The following is a 25720-nucleotide window of genomic DNA, read 5'->3' as shown; positions in this document are numbered from 1 at the left end:
GCGGCGCCGGGCTCCTGAGGGGCCCGGCGCTTGTTTGTTCCCGCCCAGTTGCTCGATCAGGATCGGGCGTCTCCGGGCGAAACGCGGTGGCTTGCCACAAGCGGGTACCAGCAACTGGGCAGGAACGCGCGCCGCGACCCCGGTAGGCAAACGCCGGATTTCGCCGCCGGATGCGAAACTGGAGTCATGAAGCTGCTCCTCATCCGCCACGGACAGACCCCCGGCAACGTACTCGGCCAGCTGGACACCGCCCACCCGGGGCCGGGGCTGACCGAGCTGGGAGAACGCCAGGCCGAGGCCATGGCACGGTCTCTGGCCAATGAGCGGATAGGCGCCCTGTACGCATCAACGCTACTGCGGACCCAGATCACGGCCGCGCCATTGTCCCGGTTCCAAGGACTTGAGGTTGAAGTCCTGGATGGGCTGCACGAGATCGAAGCAGGGGCGCTGGAGAAACTGACCGACCACGAGTCGCACATGCGCTACATGGGGACAGTGTTCGCATGGGCAGCCGGTGACCTGGACCGCCGGATGCCGGCGGGCCCGGACGGCCACGAGTTTTTCAAACGGTACGACGCCGCCATCAACCGGATTGCCGAGCGCGCGGCCAACAATGGTGGCTCCGCCGTCGCGGCCGTGGTGAGTCACGGCGCGGCCATCCGCACCTGGACCGGGCTCCGCGCCGCCGGCGCCGACCATGAGTTCGCAGCCCGCCACGTCCTGTCCAACACGGGCATCGTGGCCCTGGAAGGGGGCCCCGGCGCCGGTTGGAAGCTGATCCACTGGGACGGGAGCCCGGTGGGCGGCCTCGCTCTCGCGGATCCGACCGCCGAGGACCCCATGGGCGGAGCCGCGTAGCCGCTGGGAAACACTGGACGCCGTATGGCGGGGCGTCCATGATGAAGTCAGGCATGAGGCTTCCCCAGAGGACCACGAAGCGTGGTGCCAGCCCTTGCCGTGGAGGCGCAGTGGAATGTCACGCGAAACCGCGCCGGCCGCCCGGGACCGGGCTGCCGGTCAGTTCGAGACCAACGAATCCTTCCTGACGGACTACTACGAGCACGTCGCGGCGGAGGACCTCCTGGACTACAGTCCGGAGACTCTGGGCCGGCGGGCTCGGTACCACGCGGAATTAGCGGGCATCCGCGCTCCCGGACAGTCCGTCGTCGGGGTCCTGAATGAAACCGATGCGAGCATCGTGATGGCTGTCGCCAATGACATGCCCCATCTGGTTCACTCGGTGACAGCCGAGCTGACCAGGGAGAGTGCGTCGATCCGGTTGCTCGTGCACCCCACGTTCCGGGTGCGGCGGGACCCTGAAACGCATGCGTTGCTGGACGTCGCGCATGGGCCTTCGCGGGCTGGGCTGACAGCGGCGAACGCGGGCCACGCGGAAATCCCGGACGTCCGCCCGGACGAGCTGGGTGGGGACCAGGAGCGGACCACAGAGACCTGGGTGGCCGTGGAAATCGGCAGGCTGCCTGGGGATTCGGGCGCCGAGGAAGTCATTGCGAACCTCCGCGAGGTGCTCGCCGATGTGCAGGCAGTCGCCGAAGACCTCCCAGCCATCCATGCCCAGGTGACGGCCGCCGTCGGCTCCGTTGATGGATTTCCCAGCGGCACCGTCCCGGCCGCGGATCAGCTCCGGGAACTGCTGCTCTGGCTGGACAACGGCAACTTCGTGTTCCTCGGGTACAGCGAATATGAACGCACGACGGCGGGCGGTCGGGATGCCTTGCGGGTGCGGGCGGGCGCGGGGCTGGGGCTGCTCCGGGAGGACCGTCCGGAAGGCGGGACCGGCCCGGCCTCCGGCGCTTCTCACACAGAGGGGCCAGGGGAGGCAAACCTCCTCAGCCCGCGGGCACTCACGCTCGCCACATCGGATCTTCGTTCCTCGGTCCCCCGGCCCGCCTACCTGGACGAGATCCGCCTTCGGATCTTCGACGTTGGCGGAGCCGTGGCCGGAGAGCGGCGCTTTGTGGGCCTGCTCGCCCCGGGCGCCACAGGCCAGTCCGTACGCCGCATTCCGGTGGTCCGGGACAAGGTCCTGGCCGTGCAGGAACACCTTGGTTTCACGACTGCCTCGCAGCAGGGCAAGGAACTGCTGGCGGTGCTGGAGTCGTTTCCACTCGACGAGCTGTTCCATATGGAACAGCACGATCTGGCCCAGCTGGCCACGGAGATCCTGCGCCTGCAGCAGCGCCGCCAAACGCGGCTTTTCCTGCGGCCGGACAGCATCGGCCGCTTTATGTCCGCCCTGGTTTTCCTTCCCCGGCGCCGCTACAACACTGCGGTCCGGCTCAGGATCGAGCAGGAACTCAGGCACGCCTTCAAATCCCCGTCCATCGAGTTCGAGGTCCGGCTGGGCGACTCCCCCATGGCCCGGGTGTTCTTCCGGATCCTGCTGGGCCCCGGGACGCCAGCACCCGACGTCGACCCCCTGGAGCTGGAGCGGCGTGTAGTGGCGGCAAGCCGGTCGTGGACGGAGGGCCTGGACGAGTCCCTCCGTGACCGGTTCACCGCAGAGGAGGCGGCGCGGCTCTCGGCACTTTGGTCGGGCGCGTTTCCGCCCGGCTACCGTGCCGACCACGACACCGAGGACGCGGTCCGCGACATCGCCGCCTTCGAGGAATTCGACCTTGACGGGACGGGCGGGCGGGCACTGTACGACCCGTTGTTGACCGTGTATGTCCGGCCAGAAGCCACGCGGCCGCCGGCAGAGGACGCGCGGATGCGCCTCTACCTGACCAACGCCCAGAGTCTCACCCGGTTCCTGCCATTCCTCCACAACCTGGGGCTTGAGGTGCTGGACCAGCGCCCCTTTGAGGTTCGGCGCGCCAGCGGCCAGGATCTCTTCCTCTACGACCTCGGGCTGAAGTACCCGCCCGGCATCGATCCCCTGGAAACCAGTATGCTGCTGGCGGATTCGTTCTGCGCGGCCATGCGCGGGGACATCGAATCGGACGGCTTCGATGCCCTGGTGATCAGGGAGGGGGTCAGCTGGCGCCAGGCCGTGGTCCTCCGCAGCTACGCCAAGTACCTGCAGCAGCTGGGCACCCTGAATTCCTATGGCTTCATGGCGGACACCCTGCTGTCCAACACCCGGGCCACGCACGCACTCCTTGCGCTGTTCCACGCCAAATTCGTTACCGGCATTGACTGGACCAGGCGCCTCCGCGACACGACCGCCGCCAGGAAGGAACTGATGGCCGCGATCGAGGAAATCCCCAGCCTCGACGCCGACCGGCTGCTCCGCACGTTCATGAACCTGATCGAGGCCACACTTAGAACGAACTATTTCCTGGACAGGCCCTACCTGAGCTTTAAGCTCAGCCCGGCGGCCATCCCCAATGCGCCGTTTCCCCGGCCGAAGTTCGAGATCTGGGTCTATTCGCCGAGGGTCGAAGGGGTGCATCTGCGGTTCGGGATGCTGGCCCGCGGCGGGTTGCGCTGGTCGGACCGCAGCGAGGATTTCAGGACCGAAATCCTGGGGCTGGTCAAGGCACAGAACGTCAAGAACTCGGTGATTGTGCCGACCGGGGCCAAGGGCGGTTTCTACCCCAAGCAGCTTCCGGATCCTGCAGCCGACCGGACCGCGTGGCTTACGGAGGGACAGGAGAGCTACCGGATCTTCATCCGGGGAATGCTTGACCTCACAGACAACCTGCTCGGTTCCGGAAGCGGCAGCACGGTGGTGGCCCCCAAGAATGTTGTCCGGCACGACGGCGACGATTACTACCTGGTGGTGGCGGCCGACAAGGGGACGGCAGCATTTTCAGACACCGCCAACGAGGTGGCCCATAAGTACGGCTTCTGGCTCGACGACGCCTTCGCTTCCGGCGGGTCCGTGGGCTACGACCACAAGGAAATGGGCATCACGGCACGCGGTGCGTGGGAGTCTGTGAAGCAGCATTTCAGCGAACTGGGCCTGGACACGCAGCGCGAGGAATTCACGGTGGCGGGCATCGGCGACATGAGTGGCGACGTGTTCGGCAACGGGATGCTGCTCTCCCATCACATCCTGCTGCTCGCAGCCTTTGACCACCGGCACATCTTCCTTGACCCCAACCCCGATCCGGACGCCTCCTTCGCCGAACGCCGGCGGCTGTTCGAGCTGCCCCGTTCCTCGTGGGACGACTATGACGCCCGGGCCATCAGTGCGGGCGGCGGCGTCTACTCCCGGCAGGCGAAGGCCGTCCCGATCAGCGATACGGTCCGGATCGCGCTGGGCCTCGAAAAGGGCCGGAGCAGCATGTCGCCGCAGGAACTCCTACAGGCCATCCTCCGCGCGCCGGTGGACCTGATCTACAACGGCGGCATCGGCACCTACATCAAGGCCTCAACCGAGACGCATGCGGAGGTGGGCGACAAGGCCAACGACGCCATCCGCATCAACGGAAACGAGCTGCGGGTCCGGGTTATTGCCGAAGGCGGGAACCTCGGCATCACCCAGCGGGGAAGGATCGAGGCCGCGCTGGGCGGCGTCATCCTGAACACCGATGCAATCGACAACTCCGCCGGGGTGGACTGCTCGGACCACGAGGTCAACATCAAGATCTTCGTCGATGCGATGATCGCGGCAGGACTGATGCGCCGGGAGGAGCGGGCCGGGTTCCTGCATTCACTCACCGATGAGGTGGCCCGGCTCGTCCTGAAGGACAACACCGAGCAAAACGCGCTCCTCGTGGCCGAGCGGCAGCTGGTGCTGAACTGGAGTCCCGGCTTCGAACGGACCATGGACTGGTTGGAATCCACCACGGACCTGGACCGGAACCTTGAGGGGCTGCCAAGCACGGAGGCGCTGCATGCCCGCCTGCAGCGCGGGGAAGGGCTGACCTCTCCGGAACTCTCCGTGCTGGCCGCGTACGCCAAGATCGAGCTGGCCCGGGAACTGAACGCCAGCGACCTGGCCGATGACCCCTGGTTCAGGCAGACGCTGCGCAGCTACTTCCCGCGCCAGATCGTGGAACGCTTCGGCGACGAGCTGGACAGGCATCCTCTGCGCCGCGAGATCGTGGGCACCATGGTGGCCAACGACATGATCAACATCGGCGGAATCACCTTCGCATTCCGAGCCATCGAGGAAACCACGGCCAGCGCTGCCGCAGTGGCCAGGGCCTTCGTGGTCCTGCGTGAGGCCTACAAGCTGGATTCAATGGTGGCGACCATCGCGGGCCTTCCGCCGGGTTTCGCCATCAAGGAAAGCGCCGGCGTGGTCCTGCACATGCGCCGGCTTCTGGACCGGGGCACCCGCTGGTACGTGACCCACGACCACCGGGACCAACCGATCGCTGGAGCGCTGGCGCGGATCACACCCGCGTTGGACGCCCTGCAGGGCAGCATCTCGGGCTACCTGAGGGGTGCCGATTTGGACCTTGTGCAGGAGCGGCTGACGCACTGGGACAGCGCCGGGCTGCCGCCGAAGCTCAGCAAACGGGCCTCGGACCTGCTGGAAAGCTTCATGATCCTGGACGCATCCATAATCTCCGAACAGGTCTCCGAACCCGTCACCGCAGTCATTGACGTGTACTGCGCGATCCTGGAGCGCATCAGCGCGATCAGGCTGCTGCTGCGAATCACGGACCTGCCCCGGGCGACACGCTGGGAAGCCCTGGCCCGGGCGGCGCTGCGCGACGATGTCTATGCGGCCGTCGCCGACATGACCACGTCCGTCATGACGTCCACTCCGCAGCAAGCCGCAGGAGTTGATGCCGTGGAGCGGATCGTGGCCTGGGAACGCGGGTACCAGGAGCAGCTGGCCCGGATCAAGGACACGTTTGCCGAAGTGACCAAACCAGGGAACGTGGACATCGCTTCGATCTCCGTCGCCCTGAAGCTGCTGCGGACCCTGGTCCGCCGGTAGCCCGTAGTTCTCCGGACGCTTACGCCAAGGAAACACCACGGTAACCGGGGCTTCGTAGGCTTGATCTGCATCACCCTTCCGGCGAAACGAGGCAGCGATGCAGACCAACCCACGGCTCAACATCAGGCAGGTCACCTGGGCCAACCCTGTGGGTGCCGACCTGCGCAGGGCCCAGCAGGCGGAACTGGACGCCCGCTTCGGTACCCCTGACCACGAACCGGGGACCCCGCCGTCGGGCGCTGACTGTGCTGTGTTCCTGGTGGCGTACGACAAAGGCTCGGGACAGCCCGTGGGCTGCGGCGGACTCAGGCTCCTGGACAGCGCCACGGCCGAAATCAAGCGGCTCTACGTGCTCCCGTATACGCGCGGCTCTGGCGTGGCCAGCTCCATCCTGGCGGCCCTCGAAGCGGAGGCGCACAAGCAGGGCATCACACGCATCAAGGCCGAAGCAGGGTCGGCCCAGCCGGACGGCCGGAACTTCTACGAGAACTCCGGCTTCGATTCCGTCCCCAACTTTGGCGCTTACGTGGGAGTGGAGCACTCGTACTGCTACGCCAAGTCGATTGACTCGCACAGCGCCGCCCACACGGCCATGGCCTGAGCCAAATCCGGGCGCCGGCCCGTTACACAACAACTGCCACCACGTAACCTGCGCCGCGGCACGCTAACCTCGCCATATGGAATCCACTGACATCACCTTCCGCACCCGCAAATGGATCCGGCCGGAGGACCTGAACGCCAACGGGACCCTTTTCGGCGGCAGCCTGCTGAAATGGATCGATGAGGAAGCCGCAATCTACGCCATCCTCCAGCTTGGCAACGGCCGTGCGGTCACGAAGTACATCTCGGAGATCAACTTCGTGAGCTCCGCGGTGCAGGGAGACCTTGTGGAAATGGGCCTGACGGCGACGCGCTTCGGACGGACGTCATTGACCATGCGCGCCGAAGTCCGCAACATGATCACGCGCCAAAGCATCCTCACCATCGAAGAGATCGTCTTTGTGAACCTCAGCCCGGCCGGCAAGCCCGAGCCCCACGGCTACACCGAAATCACCTATGAGCGGGACCGGATTCCCACGCATCACCTGACGGAAACCCTCATTCAGGACTGAGGCAGGACGTGTCGGTCTTCCGTCACTGACACATCAGGAGCAGGTCCCTCAACGTTCACGGCCAGTTAATGAACCGTGCGCTGGATGTTCCCTTGACCGGACAAGACTAGTCAGCCGGGCTGTTTATCAAATCGATAGCATTTATAGCCCTCATCTGACCGGCCCGGTTATAGAGTTGCCGGAATATGCTCCGGTTCGTTCCAGTGAAGAAATGAGTCCTGATCGTGCGTAAAGTCCAAACCCTGGCCGCCGCCGTCCTCGCCATCACCCTGCTTGCCGGTTGCGGCGGAGGAACACCCACCCCTGCAGCCTCCGGTGATTCCTCGTCCGCACCGGCGGGAGGTTCCGGCGAAACCCTCGTGATCTACACCAATTCCAATGGCGAAGGCCGGGGTGAGTGGCTGACCGCTGAGGCCGCGAAAGCGGGCTACAAGGTCGAAGTTGTAGGCGCCGGCGGAGCAGACGCCACCAACAAACTGATCGCCGAAAAGAACAACCCGATTGCTGATGTGGCGTTTGGACTGAACAACATGTACTTCGCACAGATCAAGGCCGCGGACGCCCTTGAGGCCTACAAACCGGCCTGGGCGGGCGAAGTTGACCAGGCACTCGGTGACGGCGAAGCCTATTGGCCGCTGGTAAAGCAGGCGATCCTCCTGGGCTACAACTCGGACAAGGTGGCCGCCGATGCCGCTCCCAAAGACTGGACGGACCTCTGGACCAAAGACGAATTCAAGGACCGCTACGAACGGGTCACGGGCATGGGTACAGCCACGGCGCAGCTGGTTTTCGCCGGTATCCTCACCCGCTACAAGGACGACTCCGGCGACCTCGGTATCTCCGATGAAGGCTGGAAGCAGGCGGAGCAGTACTTCCAGCACGGCAGCCCGGCTGTGCCCAAGACGGACCTGTTTGCCCGCATCGCCAGCGACGAAACGGACATGGGCCAGATGCCGTCGTCCATCGTCGCCGAACGTGAGAAGACCTTCAAGGTCAACGTGGAGACCGTCAAGCCGTCGGTCGGCGTCCCCCTCGCTGTAGAGCAGGTGGCCCTCGTCAAGGGGACAGACCAGAAGGAAGAAGCACAGAAGTTCATCGACTGGTTCGGCAGCGCGGACGTGCAGGGTGCCTGGGCCAAGCAGTTCAATTCGATGCCGGTGAACAAGAGTGCCGCAGCGCAGGCGAACCCCGACGTGGTGGACTTCTTCTCCGACCTCAAGCAGCAGGACATTGACTGGGAATTCGTCCAGGAAAACATGGGTTCGTGGGTGGAGAAAATCGAGCTGGAATACATCCAGTAGTCATCCCCACCCTCAGTCCCACGTAGACAGGTCTTACCATGATCCGCTTGGACAACATCGAAGTCACGTTCGGCGATTTCACTGCCATCCCCAACCTTGACCTCCATGTCAGGCCCGGGGAATTCTTCACACTGCTCGGTCCATCCGGCTGCGGCAAAACGACGGCGCTGCGCACCCTGGCAGGGTTCATTGAGCCCTCCAGGGGAACCGTGCAGGTGGACGGGAAAAACGTCACGAAACTGCCCAGCGACAAGCGCCAGGTGGGCATGGTGTTCCAGAACTATGCGCTGTTCCCCAGCATGAGTGTGTGGGAAAACATCGCGTTCGGCCTCCGCGTCCGGAAGGAGAAATCAGCCGAAAGCGACCGGCTGGTGCGCGATATCGCCCGCCGCGTGGAGCTCAGCGATGAACAGCTCCACAAGAACGTGGCGGAACTTTCGGGCGGCCAGCAGCAGCGCGTGGCAGTGGCCCGCGCCCTGGTGCTCAAGCCCAAGATCCTGCTGCTGGACGAACCGCTGTCCAACCTGGACGCGAAGCTCCGGCACCAGTTGCGCCAGCAACTCAAGGACCTGCAGAGTGAATTCGGGATCACGACGGTCTACGTAACGCATGACCAGGATGAAGCCTTGGCCATGAGCGACCGGGTGGCCGTCTTCAACAAGGGTGTGGTGGAGCAGGTGGACACACCCCAGAGCATCTACGACCAGGCAGCCACGGAATTTGTCTGCAACTTCATCGGCGACAGCTCAGCCCTCACACCGGAGTTCATGGCCGAAGTGAACCGGATCTCCGGGGCCGGACTCAGCCCCGCGGCAAACTCCTACCTCCGCGTGGAAAGGCGTCCCTGACCCCGCCCGCGGACGGAGGCACCGCCGTCGGCCTTTCCGGGAAAGTGGTGTCACGCACGTACCACGGCCTCCATAGCCGCTACGTTGTGCGCAGCCACGGCGCGGAAATCCGGCTGCTGGTCAAGGAGGACGGTGGCGTGCACCCGGAGACCGGCACCGCGACCACCCTTTACGTCCAGCCCGGCCACATCCTGCAGTACCACCCAGACAGCGGCAAGGCGCTCGACAGGCAGGACCAGGCCGTGTCCCTGCCATGAGCACCCCGTCCGCGAAGAGCATGGTCCGCTCCCCGTTCGTCCTGATCGTGGGCGTGGTCCTCACCTGGTTCATCGCCGCGTTCCTGGTGTGGCCCAACCTCAACGTCCTGATTGCCACCTTCTTTCCGGACGGCAGCTTCTCCGGCCGCGCCGCCGAAAAGCTGTTCTCCTCACAGCGGGCCATGAAGTCCCTGGGCAACAGCTTCCTGCTGGCCGTGGCCCTGTCCGTCACGGTCAACGTGGTGGGGATTTTCATCGTGCTGGTCACGCAGTACTTCAGGATCCGCGGATCCCGAATCCTGTTCCTGGGCTACGCCTCCACGTTCATCTACGGGGGGATCGTGCTGGCCGCAGGCTACAAATTCATTTACGGGGACAAGGGCATCGTCACGTCCCTGCTGATGAAAGTGTTTCCCACCATGGACCCGGCGTGGTTCTCCGGTTTCTTTGCAGTCCTGGTAGTGATGACCTTCGCCACAACCACCAACCACATGCTGTTCGTGGCCAACGCGCTCAAAGGCGTGGATTACCAGACCATTGAAGCGGCCAAGAACCTCGGCGCGTCCGACTGGACCATCCTGCGCCGGGTCGTCCTTCCCATGCTCAAGCCCACGCTGTTCGCCGTCACCATCCTGTCCTTCCTCACCGGCCTGGGTGCCCTCAGTGCCCCGCAGGTGCTGGGTGGCAGGGAATTCCAGACCATCACCCCCATGATCCTGACCTTCACCAACAGCCCCACGTCCCGGGATCTGGCAGCCCTCCTTGCCGTCATCCTTGGCGTGGCCACCATACTGATGCTCGCGGTGATGTCACGGTTGGAAAAGGGCGGCACATACTTCTCGGTCTCCAAGGTTTCCTCGGCCCTGCAGAAACAGCAGATCACCAACCCGGTGACCAATGCCGCCGTCCACACCATCGCCTATCTGCTGTTCGCGGTGTATACGCTGCCGGTGGTGCTGATCGTGGTGTACTCGTTTGCCGACGGCGCCGCCATCCAAACCGGGGAGATCTCGCTCGGCAGCCTCACCCTGGACAACTACGCGCGGGTCCTGACGCAGCCGTCGGGGCTGCGGCCGTTCATCATCAGCGTCGTTTACAGCGCCCTCGCCGCCATCATCGCGGTGGGCGGGCTGCTGTTTGTGGCCCGGCTGCTGCAAAAGTACAAGAATTGGGTCACCACGGTGTTCGAGTATTTGCTCCACATCCCGTGGATCCTGCCGTCGGCGCTCCTCGCGCTGGGCCTGATCATCAGCTACGACCACCCCAATCCACTGGTGGGCGGAGCGGTGCTCACCGGCACCACAGTGATCCTGCTGATCGCGTTCGTGACCGTCAAGATCCCGTTTACCCTCCGCATGCTCAAGGCCTCATTCGCATCGGTGAACTCGTCAATGGAGGAAGCGGCGGCCATCATGGGCGCCAAGACCCTCTACGTCTTCCGCCGCATCCTACTGCCTCTGGTGCTTCCGGCCGCCGCCGCCATTACAGCCCTGAACTTCAACAGCATGCTGGACGACTATGACACCGCGATCTTCCTGGCCCACCCCTTGGTCCAGCCCCTTGGCCTGGTCATCAAGGCGAACACCGATGGCGCTGAAGGCGTGGTCGGCGTGGCAAACACATTCGTGTACACAGTGCTGCTGATGGTCATCACCGGATTGACCATGTACTTGGTCTACGGCCGGACCAGCAGGCGCCGCATCAGGCAGAAGCGCCCCCGCCGGATCCCGGCCGCACCGGTTCCGGGTTCCTCGTTGGCTGCTTCTTCGGGCAACGTCTCGGACGACAAGGAGCCTGCAGCTACCGTGCGCTGACCGGCCTGCGGAACAGTATCCGACGGCGGCGGCGGACGGTCCGCGGGACGGGCGGCAGCCGCGTGCCTGCGTCGTACGGCATAGGATCGATAGCCGGACCCCTTGAAAGGACTCTCTTGGCCAAGCTCTACTTCCGCTACGGCGCCATGAACTCCGGAAAGTCCACCGGACTCCTGCAGGCCGCCTTCAACTACGAGGAGCGCGGACAGCGCGTCCTGCTGGCCAAGCCTGGCGTGGACACCAAAGGCGATAAGGACATTGTGTCCCGGCTGGGCATGACACGGTCCGTGGAATTCCTGCTCTCCGCCACCACCCCCGTGCGCGAACTCTTCGCCGCCCATGCGGCGGGCGATGACCCGGATGCGCTGCTGGAGCACGTGGACCAGAAGCCGGTGGCCTGCTTTCTGGTGGACGAGGCACAGTTCCTGACCCCGGCACAGGTCGATGACCTGTTCCGCATCGCCGTCCTGGACAACGTCCCGGTCCTGGCCTACGGCATCCGGACGGACTTCCTGACCCATGCGTTCCCGGGATCACGCCGGCTTCTGGAGGTTGCCCACACGCTGGAAGAGCTCAAAACCATTTGCCGGTGCGGGCGCAAGGCCATCTTCAACACGCGGCGCGTAGGCAACGAGGTGGTGTTCGACGGCGACCAGGTGGCCATCGACGGCCAGGACGTCTGGTACGAATCCCTCTGCGGTTCCTGCTACCTCGAAGAGTCCGGCGGCCGGCTGGGCTCCTGAGGCCTGGCGGCTCGCACCGCGCGCCGCACCCGCCGCAAGAGCGCGGGTGCCAGCACTACGGCGATCCCGACGGCGGCACCGATCACCGTCTCGACGATCCGGTCCCGGAGCAGGCTGCTGGGCGAGGCCGGCGCCACCAGGAGCGTGGAGATCAGGGCCAGCGGCGTCACGAAGACCTGCGCAAGCAGGTACTGGCGAGCAATGAACAACTCAGCACCGAACTGGCACAGAGCCATAACGAGTACGGTCTGCCACGGCTCCAGGTTCAGCATCAGGATCCCGGCCAGCACCACGAGTCCAAGAACCGTGCCGATAATTCTCTGCACGCCGCGACGGACCCGGTGCACCGTGGTGTGCCCCACCAGCGGCACCACCGCGGCCACCATGGCCCAGTAGTTGTGGCCAAAACCCAGGCTTTGGCCGGCCAGGGTGGCCAACGACCCGGCCAGCCCGGCTGCCACGAAATAGCCCAGTCCCTCCAGCCAGGCCGTCCGCCGCTCGTCCGGAGTCCGGCGGAGCGGGCGCGGCCAGACCCAGGGTGTGCGGTGGCCGGGCAGCACCCTCGAAGAGAAGCCGATCAGCAGGCAGAGAGCGGTGGTGAGGATGGCCACCAGCATGCCTTCCCAGAGCGGCGGCTGATTCGGGATCGAGCCAATGGCCGCGAAAGCGAAGATGTGGAACAGGGAACCGGCAGGCCGCAGCCGAAGCCACGAGATGGCCACGGAACAGCCGCCCGCCACCACGGTAGTGGCCAGCACCAGAAGCCAGGTGGCGCTGACCCCCTCCAGTCCCCAGGAACCGCCGGCGCGGGCCGCCAGCGAGGCCAGGAGAATGACCATTAACATCAGCAGGCCGGCGCGGAGCTGAAGGGAGAAGCGCGAACCATGCGGCTCGCCGCGGCCGTAGATCCCGGCGAATGCGCCGAAGGAGGCGAAGATCGCCAAGTCCAGCCGGCCCAGCAGTACCAGGGTGAGGAGCGGAATAAACACGCCCACAGCACAGCGGAGCGCCGGGTGGTGATCCTTGTTTGCGGGAGCGATGCTGAACATCTCAGCGAGGATCTTCACGTGCTGATGGCGCCTTCCTGCAGTCCAACCGGTACATCACTGGCGGGCGGCCGCGCTGACGTCCACATCGATCCTACGCCGCAGCCTGTTCCCACAATCGGAACAGCAGGGCAACGCCGCCGAAACACCCCGCTGTGATCCTTGAGGCATGAAGCCCACCGCAAGGAACCCTGCCGCGGCTGATTTGAGCTGTGAAGTCTGCGGCCTGATGCCGGAACCCACCAAGACCCGCCTGACCTTGGCCAACGTGGCCGTTATGCTCCCGATCGAACTGCTGGTCCACGCCCTCGTGGTGGGAACGCACCTGCCGTATCTTGCCAAGGTGCTGGTCCTCACGCTCACGGCCACCGTGCTGGTGATCTGGGTGGCGGAGCCCTCCGCCGCCCGGATGCTCCGGGGCTGGCTGCACGCGCCAGCGCTCCGGCACCACAGGAAGCTGGGCAGCGCACCGGCATTGTGGCGGGCGCGCACGGTAATCCAGGACCACCCGGGTTCGCTGCAGAAAATCACGCGGGCGCTGGCCCGTCTGGATACCAACATCCTCAGCATCCACGTCCACCCCGTTGCCGGCGGCGTTCTGGACGAGTTTGTGCTCTCGGCGCCGGGGAACCTCAGCGAACGGCACCTGCTGGAGGCACTGCACGACGGCGGCGGCTCGCGTTCGCGGGTCTGGCCCACCACCGCCCTGGCCATGGCGGACGGCCAGACGAAGGCGCTGACCCTGGCGGCCAGGATCGCCGACGCCCCGGACGAGCTGCCGCTGGCAGTCGCCGAACTGCTTCGCGCCCGCATCCTCACTCCTGCGGAGGCGGTCCTGGAAAAGCACGACGCCGGCACGCGCCTGAAGATCCCCACCGCCTGGCACGGACCCATCACCTTCGCCCGTCCCGGCGAACCCTTTACGCCCGCCGAGTCAGCCCGCGCGCACCGGCTCGCCGAGCTCGCCGAAATCCTGTCCCACCGGCCGGCGTCCGCTCCCCGCATGTAGTCAGCTCTACCAGTTGGGCTACATTCGGATGGTCAGCGCGCCGGGCTCAATGGTCATCAGGACGTGCTTGCCGTCGCCTTCGTGGTCGCCGTCGAGCTGGTAGTCATCGTTGTGCTCGAGGGTGACCTCCACGGATTTGCCCTGGTAGTACTCCACGGACGTGTCCTTGCCTTTCCCCTTGCCGATCATGCCGGCCACCACGGAGAACCACCCGAATTTCCCCCTCGGGGCCAGCACGGCCACGTCCAGCAGGCCGTCGTCCATCTTGCCGTCCGGGAAGATCTCCAGCCCGCCCTGGACCTTGCCGCAGTTCCCCACCATCACGCTGCGGACCCCGCGGTGCACTACCGTTTTGCCGTCGAGGACGATGGTGGCCTTCACCGGCTTGCCCGGCAGGTTCCGGATCCCGGCGTCCACGTAGGCCAGCCAGCCCACCTTGTCCTTGAGGTCCTCATTGGTGTCGGCCATGATGGTGGCGTCGTAGCCCACTCCGGCCATGACCAGGAAGACCTGCTCCTTGTCCGGATCATTGCGGGCGGCCCGGACCACGTCGATCTTCCGCTCCGTGCCCGCCAGGGCCCCGGCCATGGCGCCATCAAAATCCGTGACGTCCATGCCCAGATTCCGGGCCAGGAGGTTTCCCGTGCCGAACGGAAGCAACCCCATGGGCACGTCCCCGCCGGAAAGGACCTCGGCCACACACCGCACGGTGCCGTCTCCGCCGGCGGCAATAACGACGTCGGCCCCTTGCTTGAGTGCCTCCCTCGCCTGGCCGACGCCGGGGTCCTCCTTGGTGGTCTCCAGCCAGATGGGATCTCCCCAGCCGTTCTCCGAGCAATGCTTGGCCGCCAGGGCCCGCACATCGATGTCCACCGGCTTGGCTGGATTGATGATGATGGCCGGACGCTTGAGGGAAGTGCGGCTGTTGGCTGTCATGGTTTCCTTCGCTGACATGGGAATTGGGCCTTGGGGACAGCGTACTTCGCTACAGCGCCTTCACCGCGCCGAGCACCTTGGCCAGGGAATCCTTGGCGTCGCCAAAGAGCAGGGAGGTCTGCGGCTCGTACAGGAGCTCGTTCTCGATGCCCGCGAATCCTGGCCGCATGGAGCGCTTCAGGAAGATCACCTGCCGGGCGTCGGATACCTCCAGGATGGGCATGCCGTAAATCGGCGAACCGGAGGACGTCTTCGCCGCGGGGTTCACGACGTCGTTGGCGCCCACCACCAAAGCGACGTCGGCCATGCGGAACTCGGAGTTGATTTCGCCCATCTCCTTGAGCGATTCGTACGGCACGTTCGCCTCAGCCAGGAGCACGTTCATGTGCCCGGGCATGCGGCCAGCCACGGGATGGATGGCGAAGTCCACCTCGATGCCGCGGGCTTCGAGGGCCAGGGCCAGCTCGGCCGCGGTGTGCTGGCCCTGCGCCACCGCCAGGCCGTAGCCGGGGACAATGATCACCCGCTGCGCGTAGCCCAGGAGCACGGCGACGTCCTCCGCGCTGGAGGACCTGACGGGACGTTCGCTCACGGCGGTGGATCCCGCCGTCGAACCTCCCTTGAAGGCGCCGAACAGGATGCCGGCCACGCTGCGGCCCATCGCGGCGGCCATGGCCCGGGTGAGGATGGTACCGGAGGCGCCCACCAGCGTGCCGGCCACCACCAGCAGCACGTTGCCCAACACCACGCCGGACGCGGCGACGGCCAGTCCGGTGAACGCGTTCAGGAGCGAGATGACGATGGGCACGTCCGCGCCGCCCACCGGCAGCACCAGCAATGCACCGGCTGCCAGGCCCAGCACCATCAGCAGGACGGCGAACGCCAGGGAACCTGTCAGGACGACGGCGACGGCGGTGCCCACCGCGGCGAGCAGCACCGCTGCCATCACCACGGGAAGGCCCGGAAAAACGATGGGCCGGGTGGTCATGAGCTCCTGGAGTTTGGCGAAGGTGACCCCGGAGCCCGCGAAGGACACGGCCCCCACCAGCAGGGTGAACACGATGGCGACGCGGACCCAGGGGTCGGCCGTGTGGCTGAGTTCCAGCAGCGCCACCAGGGCTGCGGCGCCGCCGCCCACGCCGTTGAACAGGGCCACGAGCTGCGGCATCTGGGTCATCTGCACCCGCCGGGCCACCGGCGCGGCCACGGCGGACCCCACTGCGATGGCACCGATTATCCAGGGGATGTTGTCCAGCCGGGCGGAAAGGAAGACCGTGACGACGGCGAGCAGCGCACCGAAGGCACCGATCAGGTTGCCGCGCCGGGCCGTCCGGGGCGAGCTGAGGCCGCGGAGCGCCAGAATGAAGAACACCGCCGCAGCGAGGTAAAGGAGGGAGGTCCAGACAGGATCGAGGAGGATCACTTTGCGTCCCCCCTGCCGGTGGCTTCCTTAGCCGGGGCTTCCTGGCGGGCGACGTCCTTGCGGGCACGGAACATGTGCAGCATCCGGTCCGTCACCACAAAGCCGCCCACCAGGTTGGCGGTGGCCAGCACCACGGCCAGCAGCGCCACGGCCAGGATCCCCGGGTCCGCGGCCTGGCCGGCCACGATGATGGCGCCTACCAGGATGATGCCGTGGATGGCGTTGGCGCCGGACATCAGCGGAGTGTGCAGCGTACTGGAGACCTTGGAAACCACCTCGAAGCCCACAAACACCGCCAGCACGGTGACCGTCAGCAGACTCATGCCGTCCATCAGATTCCCCCCTCGTTCTGGATGGGGACCCGGGGCGCGTGGTCGGGCAGCGCGGGCACAAGTGCCGCTAGGGCCTCGGCCGTGGGCAGGTGCCGCACCGCGCCGTCGTGCGTGAGGCAGGCACCCGCGATCACGTCGTCGTCGAAATCGGGGGCAACAACACCGTCCCGGACCATCAGGGCGAGCAGGTTGGCCACGTTCTTGGCATACAGGCGGGACGCGTCCTGCGCCATCGCGGACGGCGCGTCCTTCAGCCCTACCAAGGTGACATAGCCCTGTCCGTCCGCGGTGGGCACCAGGATGTCCTCGCCGGGAACGGCGCCCTCCACGTTGCCGCCGGATTCCGCAGCGAGGTCGACGACGACGGAACCGGGGCGCATGCCCTGCACCATTTGGCGGCTCACGAGGAGCGGTGCGCGCCTGCCCGGGACGGCCGCCGTCGTAATCAGGACATCCGCCACAGCGACGTGCGGGGCGAGAAGTTCACGCTGCAGGGCGCCGCGGTCGGCGCTGAGTTCGCGGGCGTAGCCACCCGATGCCTCCGCCGTTTCCAGATCCAGCTTGATGAACGTGCCGCCCATCGACGCGACCTCATCAGCGGAGGCGGGCCGGATGTCGTTGGCGGAGACCCGGGCCCCCAGCCGCTTAGCTGTGCCAATGGCCTGCAGCCCCGCAACCCCGGCGCCGAGCACCAGCACGCGGGCCGGCGGGACGGTGCCGGCGGCGGTCATGTACAGCGGGAAAAAGCGCGGGAGCCGGATTGCGGCTTCGAGCACGCAGCGGTAGCCGGCCACCAGGGCCTGGGAGCTGAGCGCGTCCATGGACTGGGCACGCGAGATCCGGGGCACCAGTTCCAGGGCGAAGGCGGTGACGCCGGCCTCCACGAGCGCCTGCACGGTGGCGAGCTCGGACGACGGCGAGGCAAGGCCAACGGTGACCGTGCCCCTCTTCAGGGCTGCCGCCGTCGGGGGTTCCAGCGGGCGGACGTGGACCAGGACGTTCAGCTCGCCGGGATCCAGGTCCTGGACGACGCGGGCGCCGGCGTCGGCGTAATCGTGGTCTGAGTGGCCGGCGGCGGCCCCTGCTCCTGCTTCGATCAGGACGTCCAGGCCAAGCCCCGCCAGCTGCTTGACCGTTTCCGGCGTGGCAGCCACGCGCCGCTCACCCTCATGACGTTCCCGCGGTATGCCCAGTTTCAAACCGCCAACTCCCTTACGGACGTAGTTGGCTCGAGTCTATGGCTCCTTGCGCGAACTGGCAGCTAATTCCCCCAGATTCGCGTTTTGGGGGCATTTGCTGCCCGTGCGCGGCGTCACTGCCGGGCGGTCAGTCTGCGCGGTCAGCGCCGCGCGGTCAGGTCCGCCGAGACAAGCTTCGCGGTAGCCACGATTTCGCGGGCCACGGCGGCGAGGTACGCATCCGGGTCCGGCTGGGCCGCCACCGACTGTGCCTGAAGTGACACGTTCACCGCGGCCACCACCTTGGTCGGCCCGTCGTACACGGGAGCGGCAACGGACATCAGCCCGATCTCAAGCTCCTGGTCCAGCAGGCACCAGCCCTGGGCGCGGACGGTGTCCAACACCGCCAGCAGCTCGGGGACAGTGCCCAACGCGCGCGGCGTCAGGGGTTTGATGTCCGCCGCCGCCAGGTATTCCTTAAGTTCGGCGGGCGGCAGGGCCGCGAGCAGCACCCTGCCCATGGACGTGGCGTAGGCCGGGAAGCGCGTGCCCACGGTGATTCCCACGTTCATGATGCGGCGGGTGGTCACCCGGGCGATGTAGGCGATGTCCGTGCCGTCCAGCACCGCCGCGGACGTGGATTCGCCCAGCTTGAGGGACAGTTCCTCCAGATGTGGCTGGGCCAGCTGCGGCAGGGACAGCCCGCTGAGGTAGGCGTAGCCGAGCTGCAGGACCTTGGCCGTGAGCGCAAACGTCTTGCCGTCGGTCCGTACGTAGTCCAGCTCAACGAGGGTGTGGAGGAAACGCCGGGCCGTGGCTCTGGTCAGGTCGGTCCGGGCCGCCACCTCGGTGAGGGTCATGACCGGGTGGTCGGTATCAAAGGCGCGGATCACGGCCAGCCCGCGCGCCAGCGACTGCACGTACTGGTCGCTCGCCTGCGGGGCGGTCCGTGAGTCTGCTGGCGCGTTGGTCATGGTTACCAATCCTATTCGGCGGTGGGTTCGGCAGGCTCAACCAACGACGGCGGCGGCTGCCTTGAGCGGGACGGGCACCAGTTCCTGGAGCTCCTCGAAGGTGCAGCCGAACGTCTCACGGACAGTGACGCCGTCGGGTCCGGTCAGGAAGACGGCCTTGTCCGTGTACACGCGGGTCACGCAGCCAACTCCGGTGAGCGGGTAGGTGCACGCTTCCACGATCTTCGAGGCGCCGTCGCGGGTCAGGAGCGTCATCATCACAAACACGTCCTTGGCGCCGGTAGCCAGGTCCATCGCACCGCCCACTGCGGGGATGGCGTCAGGGGCGCCGGTGTGCCAGTTGGCGAGGTCGCCGGTGGCCGAGACCTGGAACGCGCCGAGCACGCAGATGTCCAGATGGCCGCCGCGCATGATCGCGAACGAGTCCGCGTGGTGGAAGTAGGAGGCCCCGGGCAGCTCGGTGACCGGGATCTTGCCGGCGTTGATCAGGTCGCCGTCGATGTCGTCGCCCTCGGCTTCCGGGCCCATGCCCAGCATGCCGTTCTCCGTGTGGAGCGTGATGTTCTGCTCCGGCTTGAGGTAGTTGGAAACGAGGGTGGGCTGGCCGATGCCGAGGTTCACGAATGAGCCAGGCGCGATGTCGCGGGCCACGAGTTCGGCGAGCTGCTCGCGGCCCAGGGGCTTGTCGGACGTCTGGATGCTGGCCTGGCTGTTGGTCTGTGCGCTCATGGTCAGGCCACCTTCACGATGCTGTTGACGTAGATTCCGGGGGTCACGATGTTTTCGGGGTCGAGCCCGCCGGTGGGGACGATCTCGGACACCTGGACCACCGTATGCTTCGCGGCGGCGGCCATAATGGGGCCGAAGTTCCGCGCGGTCTTGCGGTACACAAGGTTCCCCACGCCGTCGGCCTTCAGCGCCTTGATCAGCGCCACGTCGGCGTGGATGGGCATCTCGAACACCTGGCCACGGCCGTCGATGATGCGGGTTTCCTTGCCCTCGGCCAGCATGGTGCCATAGCCGGTGGGCGTGAAAAACCCGCCGATCCCGGCACCGGCGGCGCGGATCCGCTCGGCCAGGTTGCCCTGCGGGACCAGCTCCAGCTCGATCTCGCCGGCGTGGAACTTGGCGTCGAAGTGCCACGAATCGGACTGCCGCGGGAAGGAGCAGATCATCTTCTTCACCCGGCCCTCCTTGATCAGCAGCGCCAGGCCCTGGTCACCCTGTCCGGCATTGTTGTTCACCACGGTCAGGTCCTTGGCGCCGCAGGCCATCAGCGCGTCGATCAGTTCGAACGGCTGGCCGGCGTTGCCGAACCCGCCGATCATCACGGTGGAGCCGTCCTTGATGCCGGAGACGGCCTCGTTCACGGAGTCAACAAATGTCAGCATGGTTATGCCTTTCCTGTGCTGGTGCCGGCACCGGCCGTAACGTTTTCGAGGACGACGGCGAGGCCCTGCCCGACGCCGATGCAGATAGCCGCGACACCCCACCGTTCACCGGAGGCCTGCAGGGACCGGGCGAGGGTGCCAAGGATCCGGGTGCCGGACGCGCCCAGTGGGTGGCCCATCGCGAGCGCGCCGCCGTGGCGGTTCACGATTCCCGGGTCGATGCCCCAGGCGTTGATGCAGGCCAGGGACTGCGCGGCGAACGCTTCGTTAAGCTCGACGGCGCCCACCTGGTCCCAGCCGATGCCCGCCTTCGCGAGGGCCTTGTTCGCCGCCTCCACCGGGGCGTAGCCGAAGAACTGCGGATCGTTGCCGTGCGCGCCGCGGCCGGCGATGCGGGCCAGCGGTTCCAGCCCGAGCAGCCCGGCGGCGGCCTCGGAGCCGATCCAGGCCGCGGAGGCGCCGTCGGACAGCGGGGACGCGTTTCCGGCGGTCACGGTGCCGTTCTCGGTCCGGAACACGGTCTTGAGCCCCGCGAGCTTCTCCGCCGAGGACCCGGCGCGGATCCCCTCATCCCGGACGAGGTCGGTGCCCGGGACCGGGGTGACCAGGTTGTCGTAGAAGCCCTCGTCCCAGGCCGCGGCGGAGAGGTTGTGCGAGTTCGCGGCGAACTCGTCCTGGGCCTTGCGGGTCACGCCGTACTTCTCGCGCAGCCGCTCGGTGGCCTCCCCCAGGGAGATGGTCCACTCCGTCGGCATGGCCTTGTTCACCAGTCGCCAGCCCAGCGTGGTGGATGCGAGGGTCATGTCCCCGGCCGGGTAGGGCTTGTCCGTCTTGGGCAGGACCCAGGGGGCCCGGGACATCGACTCGGCGCCGCCCACCAGCATCAGCTCGGCGTCCCCGGCGTTGATCTGGCGCGAGGCGATGATCGCCGCGTCCAGCGAGGAGCCGCAGAGGCGATTCACCGTGGTGCCGGGAATGGAAACCGGCAGGCCCGCGAGCAGGGTGCCCATCCGGGCGATGTTGCGGTTCTCCTCGCCGGCGCCGTTGGCGTTGCCGAACACCACTTCATCAATCCGCTCAGGGTCCAGCCCGGGGGCCCGCTTCATGGATTCCTTGATCACATGGGCGGCCAGGTCATCCGGGCGGACGGCGGCAAGGCCGGAGCCGAACTTGCCGAACGGGGTGCGCACGGCGTCGTACACAAATGCCTGGTTCATAATGCTCCTCTAAATTCTGTGCGTGGGGTTCCAACTAGGTAGCAGTAAGTGTCGTTTTGAGGGCTCATAACGACAGTTAGTGCTACCTAGTTGGGTGATTGGGCTAGTTGGGTGGGGCGGGGGCGTCGTCCGGGGTGGGTGCGTCCATGGCTGCGGCGTCCATATCGCGGAAGACCTGCTGGGCGGTCTTGAAGGCCGTGTTGGCGGACGGAACGCCGCAGTAAATGGCGGTCTGAAGCAGGATTTCCTTGATTTCGTCCCTGCTCAGGCCGTTGGTGATGGCCGCGCGGATATGCATGGCCAGCTCTTCCCAGTGCCCGTGCGCCACCATCGCGGTGATGGTCACGGCCGAGCGCATCTGCCGCGAGATGCCAGGCCGGGTCCAGATGCCACCCCACGCGATCCGCGTGATCATGTCCTGGAAATCCTCGGTGAACGCGTCCTTGTTGGCGTTGGCCCGGTCCACATGCGCGGCGCCCAGCACCTCGCGGCGGACCACCATGCCGCCGTCGTAAATCTCCTTGCTGGTGGCACCCGGCTGGACGACGCCGTTCCGTTCAGCACCGCTGATATCCGGCGCGCTCACTTGGCTGCCCTGCGCGATTCGCTCCAGGTGATGAGGCTCCGCAGCAGGTCAGCAACGTGGGCGGGCGCCTCGGCCGGAGCCAGGTGGGCCACTCCCCCGAGCGTCACGGCGTTCGCGGTGCCGCCCCCGGCGGTGATGCCGGCAACGACTTCTTCCGCGAACGACGGCGGCACAACAGTATCCTCCGCACCGGCCACTGCCTGGGTGGGGACGGTGATGCTGCCGAGTTCGGCGCGGACGTCGTAGCCGGCCAGCGCCTCGCAGCAGAACGCGTAGCTGAAGCGGTCGGCATCGCGGAGGGAGTGCAGCAGCCGGCTGCCCAGCTCCGGCTCGCGGTCCATAAAGCCCGGCGCGAACCAGCGCTCCGCGGAACCCTGGATCATCACGGGAGTGCCCTGGGTGCGCACCAGTTCAGCGCGGTCCAGCCACCCTTCGGGCGTGCCGATCTTGGCACCGGAGCACTGGACGGACAGGCTCTTGAGGCGTTCGCCGTGCTTGATGCCCAGCTGCAGGCCGGTGGCGCCGCCCAGCGAAACCCCGGCGTAGTGGAAGGCTTCGCCCGGGGCGATCGAGTCCACAAGGTCCACCACCGAATCCGCCAGGCCCGCGACGTCGAACGTCTCGGTGGCGGCCGGCGAGACGCCGTGGCCGGGCAGGTCCCAGGCCACCACATCGTAGTCGTTGGCCAGCAGGGCGGCCGTCCCGCTCCACAGGATGGAGGACGTGCCCAGGGAGGGCCCAACCACCAGCAGGGGACGTTCGCCGAGGGCCCGTTGGGGCGAAAGCAGAACTGCCTTCAGGGTCGGTTTAGCCACGGTTGGCTCCGTTCTGGGTAGGTGTTGCAAAGTCGGGGTACGCGGCCAGGATCCGGCGCGAGATTTCGGCTGCCTGGCCCAGGTAGCTGGCGGGATCCAGGAGTTCGTCGAGCCGCAGATCGGTGAGCACGCCCGCCGGGATAGCCTCGCGGAGCAGCCGGCGGTAGGTGGCGCCCTGCTCGGCGGCGGGCGCCTGGAGCGCCCGGTCCACCACGGCCTGCAGCCGCTCCTTCCCGCTGCGGCCTTCCTGTTCGGCCAGCAGCGGGGCAACTGCGGCGCCCACGCCTTCGGCCAGCAGCAACGGGCCGGCGAGCTCGAGGTTGCGGCGCATGGCGTCGGGGTAAACCTGCAGGCCTTCGGCGAGCTCCCGGAGATGCCCGGCCGCGCCGAGTGCCAGGCGGAGAAGCTGGCGCAGGGCCGGCCATTCCGTGTGCCAGGCGGCGTCGGGGCGTTCGTCGTTGAAGTTCGCGGCGGCCAGATGCAGCTGGGCCACCAGCTGCGGCGCCTGGAGTGCAGCGCTGCGGATGAGGACCGACAACACCGGATTCTGCTTCTGGGGCATGGCCGAGGAGACGCCGCGTCCGGCGGCGCGCGGTTCGGCGAGTTCGGCCACCTCGGGCCGGCTCAGGAACAGGACGTCCGTGGCGATCTTGCCGGCGGCGTCCAGCACCGAGGCCAGCGAATTGCCGAGCGCGGTGACGGCCAACCGGTTGGTGTGCCAGGGCGCCGGGGCTGAAGCCAGGCCCAGCTGTGCTGCCAGGGAATCGGCCAGGTCAAAGGGGTTGGTGGCCGAGCCTGCGGTCAGCACGGTTCCTGCGGCCAAGGTTCCCGCCGCCCCGCCGAACTGCACCGGGAACTGCACGCTGCCCAGCTGCCCGCCTGCGGCGGCGAGTCCGTGGAACCACTGCGCCGCCCGCAGCCCAAAAGTGAACGGAAGCGAGTGCTGGGTCAGGCTTCTGCCCACGCCCAGCGTGTCCGCATTCTGCTCCGCCAAGGAGGCGAGCGCCGCCGTCGTGCATTTCAGGTCTGCCAGCAACGCCTCGACGGTGTTGCGGGCGAGCAGCATCAGGGCCGTATCCAGCACGTCCTGGCTGGTCAGCGAGGTGTGGACGGCTTTTCCTGCGCCGATCCCGGCGGTGTCCAGCGCCGTGACGTGCTTACGCAGGTCTGCCAGCAGCGGGATGACGGGGTTGCCGCCGCCCTGGGCCCGGAACGCGATGTCTGCTGCGTCGTAGCGTCCCGCCTCGGCGGCGGAGGCCACGACGGCGCCGGAACCGGCAGGCGCCAGGCCTGCCTTCTCCAGCACTGCGGCCCAGCCGGACTCGACGGCGAGGATCGCCGCCAGCACGGCGCGGTCGCCGGTCAGCGCCGTCACCAGGGGCGACGCCGAGACAGGACTGAGCAGGCCGACGTCGCCGTCCGCGGCGGTTCCGAAGTGGACGGTACCTCCCATGCCGGCGGCGTCCGTCACTGGAAGTCCAGGAAGACTGTTTCGCCCTCGCCCTGCAGGCGGACGTCCCACGTGAGTCCGCCGTCGGGATCGCGGCGGGCAATAAGCGTCTTGCGGCGCTCAGGGTCCAGGGAGCTGAGCAGCGGGTCCGTGGCGAGGGCTTCCTTGTTCTCGGGCAGGTACACGCGGGTGAACAGGCGGTTCATCAGGCCGCGGGCAAACACGGCCACAGAAATAAAAGGCGCGGCCGCTGGTTTTCCAGGGACCTGCCCTGTGGGGCCCGGGTTAACCGTGGTGAAGGTGTACACGCCGGAGTGGCCCACGGAAGCGCGGCCCCAGCCGGTGAAGGTGTAGCCGTCGCGGACCAGGGACCCGGTCTGCTGCACGATTTTGCCATCGGCGTCGGGCTGCCAGATTTCCAGGATGGCGTCCGGGATGGTTTCCCCGGCGCCGTCGTACACGGTGCCCTGGAGGCGGAGGGAGCCGGGCGAGCCGGGTGCCAGGAGTTCGTTGTCCTTCTCGAACGGCAGGGCGTAGCCGTAGAACGGGCCGACGGTCTGGCCGGGGGTGGGAACCAGCTTGGTGGGTGTGCTCACGTTATTCCTCGTCTCCTGCTGCGCCGAGCGCCTCGTTTTCGGTCCAGGTCCGCTTGGAGCCGGTCAGGACGATGTCCCAGTTGTAGCCCAGCGCCCACTCGGGCTCGGTCAGGTTGTGGTCATAGCTGGCCACGAGCCGGTCGCGGGCGTCCTGGTCCACGATGGACTGGTAGATGGGGTCCAGCGGGAACAGCTGATCGCCCGGGAAGTACATCTGGGTGACGATCCGCTGGGTGAACTCCGTGCCGAACATGGAGAAGTGGATGTGGGCCGGGCGCCAGGCGTTGACGTGGTTCTTCCACGGGTAGGCGCCGGGCTTGATGGTGGTGAACCGGTACGAGCCGTCCGGGCCGGTGATGCAGCGGCCCACTCCGGTGAAGTTGGGGTCCAGCGGGGCCGGGTGCTGGTCACGCTTGTGGATGTAGCGGCCGGACGCATTGGCCTGCCAGATTTCCACGAGCTGCCCGGCAACGGGGCGGCCGTCACCGTCCAGGACCTTGCCGGCCACGATGATCCGCTCGCTCTGGGGTTCGCCGTTGTGCTGGATGGTCAGGTCCGCTTCCAGCGCGTGCACGTCCTGGTGGCCGAACGCCGGCGAGTAGAGCTCGATGGTTTCCGGGTCCGCGTGGTGCAGGCTTTTGGTGGGGTGCCGCAGGATGCTGCTGCGGTAGGGCGCGTAGTCCAGCCGGGGCTGGGTTTCCGCCGGGGCGCCGTCCTTGAGCGCACGCGCGTAGGCGTCGCCCATGGCGGTGATCTCTGCACTGAGATCCTGCTGTGTCTCCACTGCGGCCTCCTTTTCTCTGGTTGGTATTGCGGATGGGTGGTACTG

General features: G+C 66.8%; 22 protein-coding genes and 1 pseudogene. 9 read left to right on the top strand and 14 right to left on the bottom strand.

Features of this window, described 5'->3' with window-relative positions:
* Positions 1 to 186: 186 nt before the first annotated feature.
* From ASG77_RS04915 to ASG77_RS04880, 8 genes and pseudogenes are all read left to right on the top strand, one after another.
* Positions 187 to 858 carry a histidine phosphatase family protein gene (locus tag ASG77_RS04915; RefSeq protein ID WP_056341858.1) on the top strand — a complete coding sequence of 224 codons (672 nt, stop codon included), beginning with the start codon at positions 187 to 189 and terminating at the stop codon, positions 856 to 858.
* 115 nt (positions 859 to 973) lie between these two features.
* Positions 974 to 5863 carry an NAD-glutamate dehydrogenase gene (locus ASG77_RS04910; RefSeq protein ID WP_056341855.1) on the top strand — a complete coding sequence of 1630 codons (4890 nt, stop codon included), beginning with the start codon at positions 974 to 976 and terminating at the stop codon, positions 5861 to 5863.
* A gap of 97 nt (positions 5864 to 5960) precedes the next feature.
* A complete protein-coding gene (locus tag ASG77_RS04905) occupies positions 5961 to 6464 on the top strand; it encodes a GNAT family N-acetyltransferase (RefSeq protein WP_056341852.1) in 504 nt (167 codons plus the stop codon).
* Between the two features lie 76 nt (positions 6465 to 6540).
* Positions 6541 to 6975: an acyl-CoA thioesterase gene (locus ASG77_RS04900; protein ID WP_082575848.1), complete on the top strand. Its 435-nt coding sequence runs from the start codon at positions 6541 to 6543 to the stop codon at positions 6973 to 6975.
* A 224-nt stretch (positions 6976 to 7199) separates the two neighbouring features.
* Positions 7200 to 8276, top strand: a complete 1077-nt coding sequence (locus ASG77_RS04895; protein ID WP_056341849.1) for an extracellular solute-binding protein — start codon at positions 7200 to 7202, stop codon at positions 8274 to 8276.
* A gap of 38 nt (positions 8277 to 8314) precedes the next feature.
* Positions 8315 to 9381 (top strand): annotated as a pseudogene (locus tag ASG77_RS04890) (ABC transporter ATP-binding protein).
* Positions 9378 to 11195, top strand: coding sequence for an ABC transporter permease (locus ASG77_RS04885; RefSeq protein WP_056341846.1), 1818 nt, complete (start codon positions 9378 to 9380; stop codon positions 11193 to 11195). Before ASG77_RS04890 ends, ASG77_RS04885 begins: the two are co-directional and overlap by 4 nt.
* A 116-nt stretch (positions 11196 to 11311) precedes the next feature.
* The gene (locus ASG77_RS04880) at positions 11312 to 11938 is read left to right on the top strand and encodes a thymidine kinase (RefSeq protein WP_056341843.1); all 627 of its coding nucleotides are present in this window, start codon (positions 11312 to 11314) and stop codon (positions 11936 to 11938) included.
* Here the strand turns inward: ASG77_RS04880 and ASG77_RS04875 are convergent.
* On the bottom strand, positions 11902 to 13005 hold the full coding sequence (locus tag ASG77_RS04875; RefSeq protein ID WP_056341840.1) for an FUSC family protein: 1104 nt from the start codon (positions 13003 to 13005) through the stop codon (positions 11902 to 11904). The two genes, ASG77_RS04880 and ASG77_RS04875, sit on opposite strands and share 37 nt — an antisense overlap.
* 148 nt (positions 13006 to 13153) lie before the next feature.
* Here ASG77_RS04875 and ASG77_RS04870 point away from each other — a divergent pair, with 148 nt between their 5' ends.
* Positions 13154 to 13993 carry an ACT domain-containing protein gene (locus ASG77_RS04870; protein ID WP_056341836.1) on the top strand — a complete coding sequence of 280 codons (840 nt, stop codon included), beginning with the start codon at positions 13154 to 13156 and terminating at the stop codon, positions 13991 to 13993.
* An 18-nt stretch (positions 13994 to 14011) separates the two neighbouring features.
* Here the strand turns inward: ASG77_RS04870 and ASG77_RS04865 are convergent, their stop codons facing one another.
* The 13 genes from ASG77_RS04865 to pcaH form a co-directional block, all read right to left on the bottom strand.
* Positions 14012 to 14929 (bottom strand): diacylglycerol/lipid kinase family protein, encoded by a 918-nt coding sequence (locus ASG77_RS04865; RefSeq protein WP_056341834.1) that lies wholly within the window; start codon positions 14927 to 14929, stop codon positions 14012 to 14014.
* A gap of 49 nt (positions 14930 to 14978) precedes the next feature.
* Positions 14979 to 16352: an NAD(P)(+) transhydrogenase (Re/Si-specific) subunit beta gene (locus tag ASG77_RS04860; RefSeq protein WP_056341830.1), complete on the bottom strand. Its 1374-nt coding sequence runs from the start codon at positions 16350 to 16352 to the stop codon at positions 14979 to 14981.
* Positions 16349 to 16684, bottom strand: coding sequence for an NAD(P) transhydrogenase subunit alpha (locus ASG77_RS04855; protein ID WP_056341826.1), 336 nt, complete (start codon positions 16682 to 16684; stop codon positions 16349 to 16351). Before ASG77_RS04855 ends, ASG77_RS04860 begins: the two co-directional genes overlap by 4 nt.
* Positions 16684 to 17883 carry a Re/Si-specific NAD(P)(+) transhydrogenase subunit alpha gene (locus ASG77_RS04850; protein WP_056341824.1) on the bottom strand — a complete coding sequence of 400 codons (1200 nt, stop codon included), beginning with the start codon at positions 17881 to 17883 and terminating at the stop codon, positions 16684 to 16686. The genes ASG77_RS04855 and ASG77_RS04850 overlap by 1 nt, the downstream gene beginning before the upstream one ends.
* Before the next feature lie 140 nt (positions 17884 to 18023).
* Positions 18024 to 18836, bottom strand: a complete 813-nt coding sequence (locus ASG77_RS04845) for an IclR family transcriptional regulator domain-containing protein (protein WP_056341821.1) — start codon at positions 18834 to 18836, stop codon at positions 18024 to 18026.
* A 36-nt stretch (positions 18837 to 18872) separates the two neighbouring features.
* On the bottom strand, positions 18873 to 19565 hold the full coding sequence (locus ASG77_RS04840) for a 3-oxoacid CoA-transferase subunit B (protein WP_056341819.1): 693 nt from the start codon (positions 19563 to 19565) through the stop codon (positions 18873 to 18875).
* Positions 19566 to 19567: 2 nt separating this feature from the next.
* Entirely contained in the window at positions 19568 to 20227 is a 660-nt protein-coding gene (locus ASG77_RS04835) for a 3-oxoacid CoA-transferase subunit A (RefSeq protein ID WP_056341816.1), read from the bottom strand.
* 2 nt (positions 20228 to 20229) lie between these two features.
* Entirely contained in the window at positions 20230 to 21444 is a 1215-nt protein-coding gene (locus ASG77_RS04830; protein WP_056341812.1) for a thiolase family protein, read from the bottom strand.
* 103 nt (positions 21445 to 21547) lie between these two features.
* Entirely contained in the window at positions 21548 to 22015 is a 468-nt protein-coding gene (pcaC, locus tag ASG77_RS04825) for a 4-carboxymuconolactone decarboxylase (RefSeq protein WP_156380182.1), read from the bottom strand.
* Between the two features lie 11 nt (positions 22016 to 22026).
* Positions 22027 to 22845 carry an alpha/beta fold hydrolase gene (locus tag ASG77_RS04820; RefSeq protein ID WP_056341808.1) on the bottom strand — a complete coding sequence of 273 codons (819 nt, stop codon included), beginning with the start codon at positions 22843 to 22845 and terminating at the stop codon, positions 22027 to 22029.
* Complete coding sequence (locus ASG77_RS04815; protein ID WP_056342142.1) at positions 22838 to 24298, bottom strand: lyase family protein; 1461 nt, start codon at positions 24296 to 24298, stop codon at positions 22838 to 22840. The genes ASG77_RS04820 and ASG77_RS04815 overlap by 8 nt, the downstream gene beginning before the upstream one ends.
* Positions 24299 to 24312: 14 nt before the next feature.
* A complete protein-coding gene (gene pcaG, locus ASG77_RS04810) occupies positions 24313 to 24891 on the bottom strand; it encodes a protocatechuate 3,4-dioxygenase subunit alpha (RefSeq protein WP_056341805.1) in 579 nt (192 codons plus the stop codon).
* A gap of 1 nt (position 24892) precedes the next feature.
* Positions 24893 to 25702 carry a protocatechuate 3,4-dioxygenase subunit beta gene (gene pcaH, locus ASG77_RS04805; RefSeq protein ID WP_082575847.1) on the bottom strand — a complete coding sequence of 270 codons (810 nt, stop codon included), beginning with the start codon at positions 25700 to 25702 and terminating at the stop codon, positions 24893 to 24895.
* Positions 25703 to 25720: the final 18 nt, after the last annotated feature.

Origin of the sequence: Arthrobacter sp. Soil762, from assembly GCF_001428335.1 — a bacterium.
Taxonomy (GTDB): Bacteria; Actinomycetota; Actinomycetes; order Actinomycetales; family Micrococcaceae; genus Arthrobacter.
This window is presented reverse-complemented; position numbering and strand designations above follow the sequence as displayed.

Coding starts and splice junctions, on each gene's coding strand:
- ASG77_RS04915 (WP_056341858.1), top strand. CDS start 187: ATGAAGCTGCTCCTCATCCGCCACGGACAGACCCCCGGCAACGTACTC.
- ASG77_RS04910 (WP_056341855.1), top strand. CDS start 974: ATGTCACGCGAAACCGCGCCGGCCGCCCGGGACCGGGCTGCCGGTCAG.
- ASG77_RS04900 (WP_082575848.1), top strand. CDS start 6,541: ATGGAATCCACTGACATCACCTTCCGCACCCGCAAATGGATCCGGCCG.
- ASG77_RS04840 (WP_056341819.1), bottom strand. CDS start 19,565: ATGAGCGCACAGACCAACAGCCAGGCCAGCATCCAGACGTCCGACAAG.
- ASG77_RS04845 (WP_056341821.1), bottom strand. CDS start 18,836: ATGACCAACGCGCCAGCAGACTCACGGACCGCCCCGCAGGCGAGCGAC.
- ASG77_RS04870 (WP_056341836.1), top strand. CDS start 13,154: ATGAAGCCCACCGCAAGGAACCCTGCCGCGGCTGATTTGAGCTGTGAA.
- ASG77_RS04865 (WP_056341834.1), bottom strand. CDS start 14,929: ATGACAGCCAACAGCCGCACTTCCCTCAAGCGTCCGGCCATCATCATC.
- ASG77_RS04885 (WP_056341846.1), top strand. CDS start 9,378: ATGAGCACCCCGTCCGCGAAGAGCATGGTCCGCTCCCCGTTCGTCCTG.
- ASG77_RS04830 (WP_056341812.1), bottom strand. CDS start 21,444: ATGAACCAGGCATTTGTGTACGACGCCGTGCGCACCCCGTTCGGCAAG.
- ASG77_RS04835 (WP_056341816.1), bottom strand. CDS start 20,227: ATGCTGACATTTGTTGACTCCGTGAACGAGGCCGTCTCCGGCATCAAG.
- ASG77_RS04815 (WP_056342142.1), bottom strand. CDS start 24,298: ATGGGAGGTACCGTCCACTTCGGAACCGCCGCGGACGGCGACGTCGGC.
- ASG77_RS04905 (WP_056341852.1), top strand. CDS start 5,961: ATGCAGACCAACCCACGGCTCAACATCAGGCAGGTCACCTGGGCCAAC.
- ASG77_RS04855 (WP_056341826.1), bottom strand. CDS start 16,684: ATGGACGGCATGAGTCTGCTGACGGTCACCGTGCTGGCGGTGTTTGTG.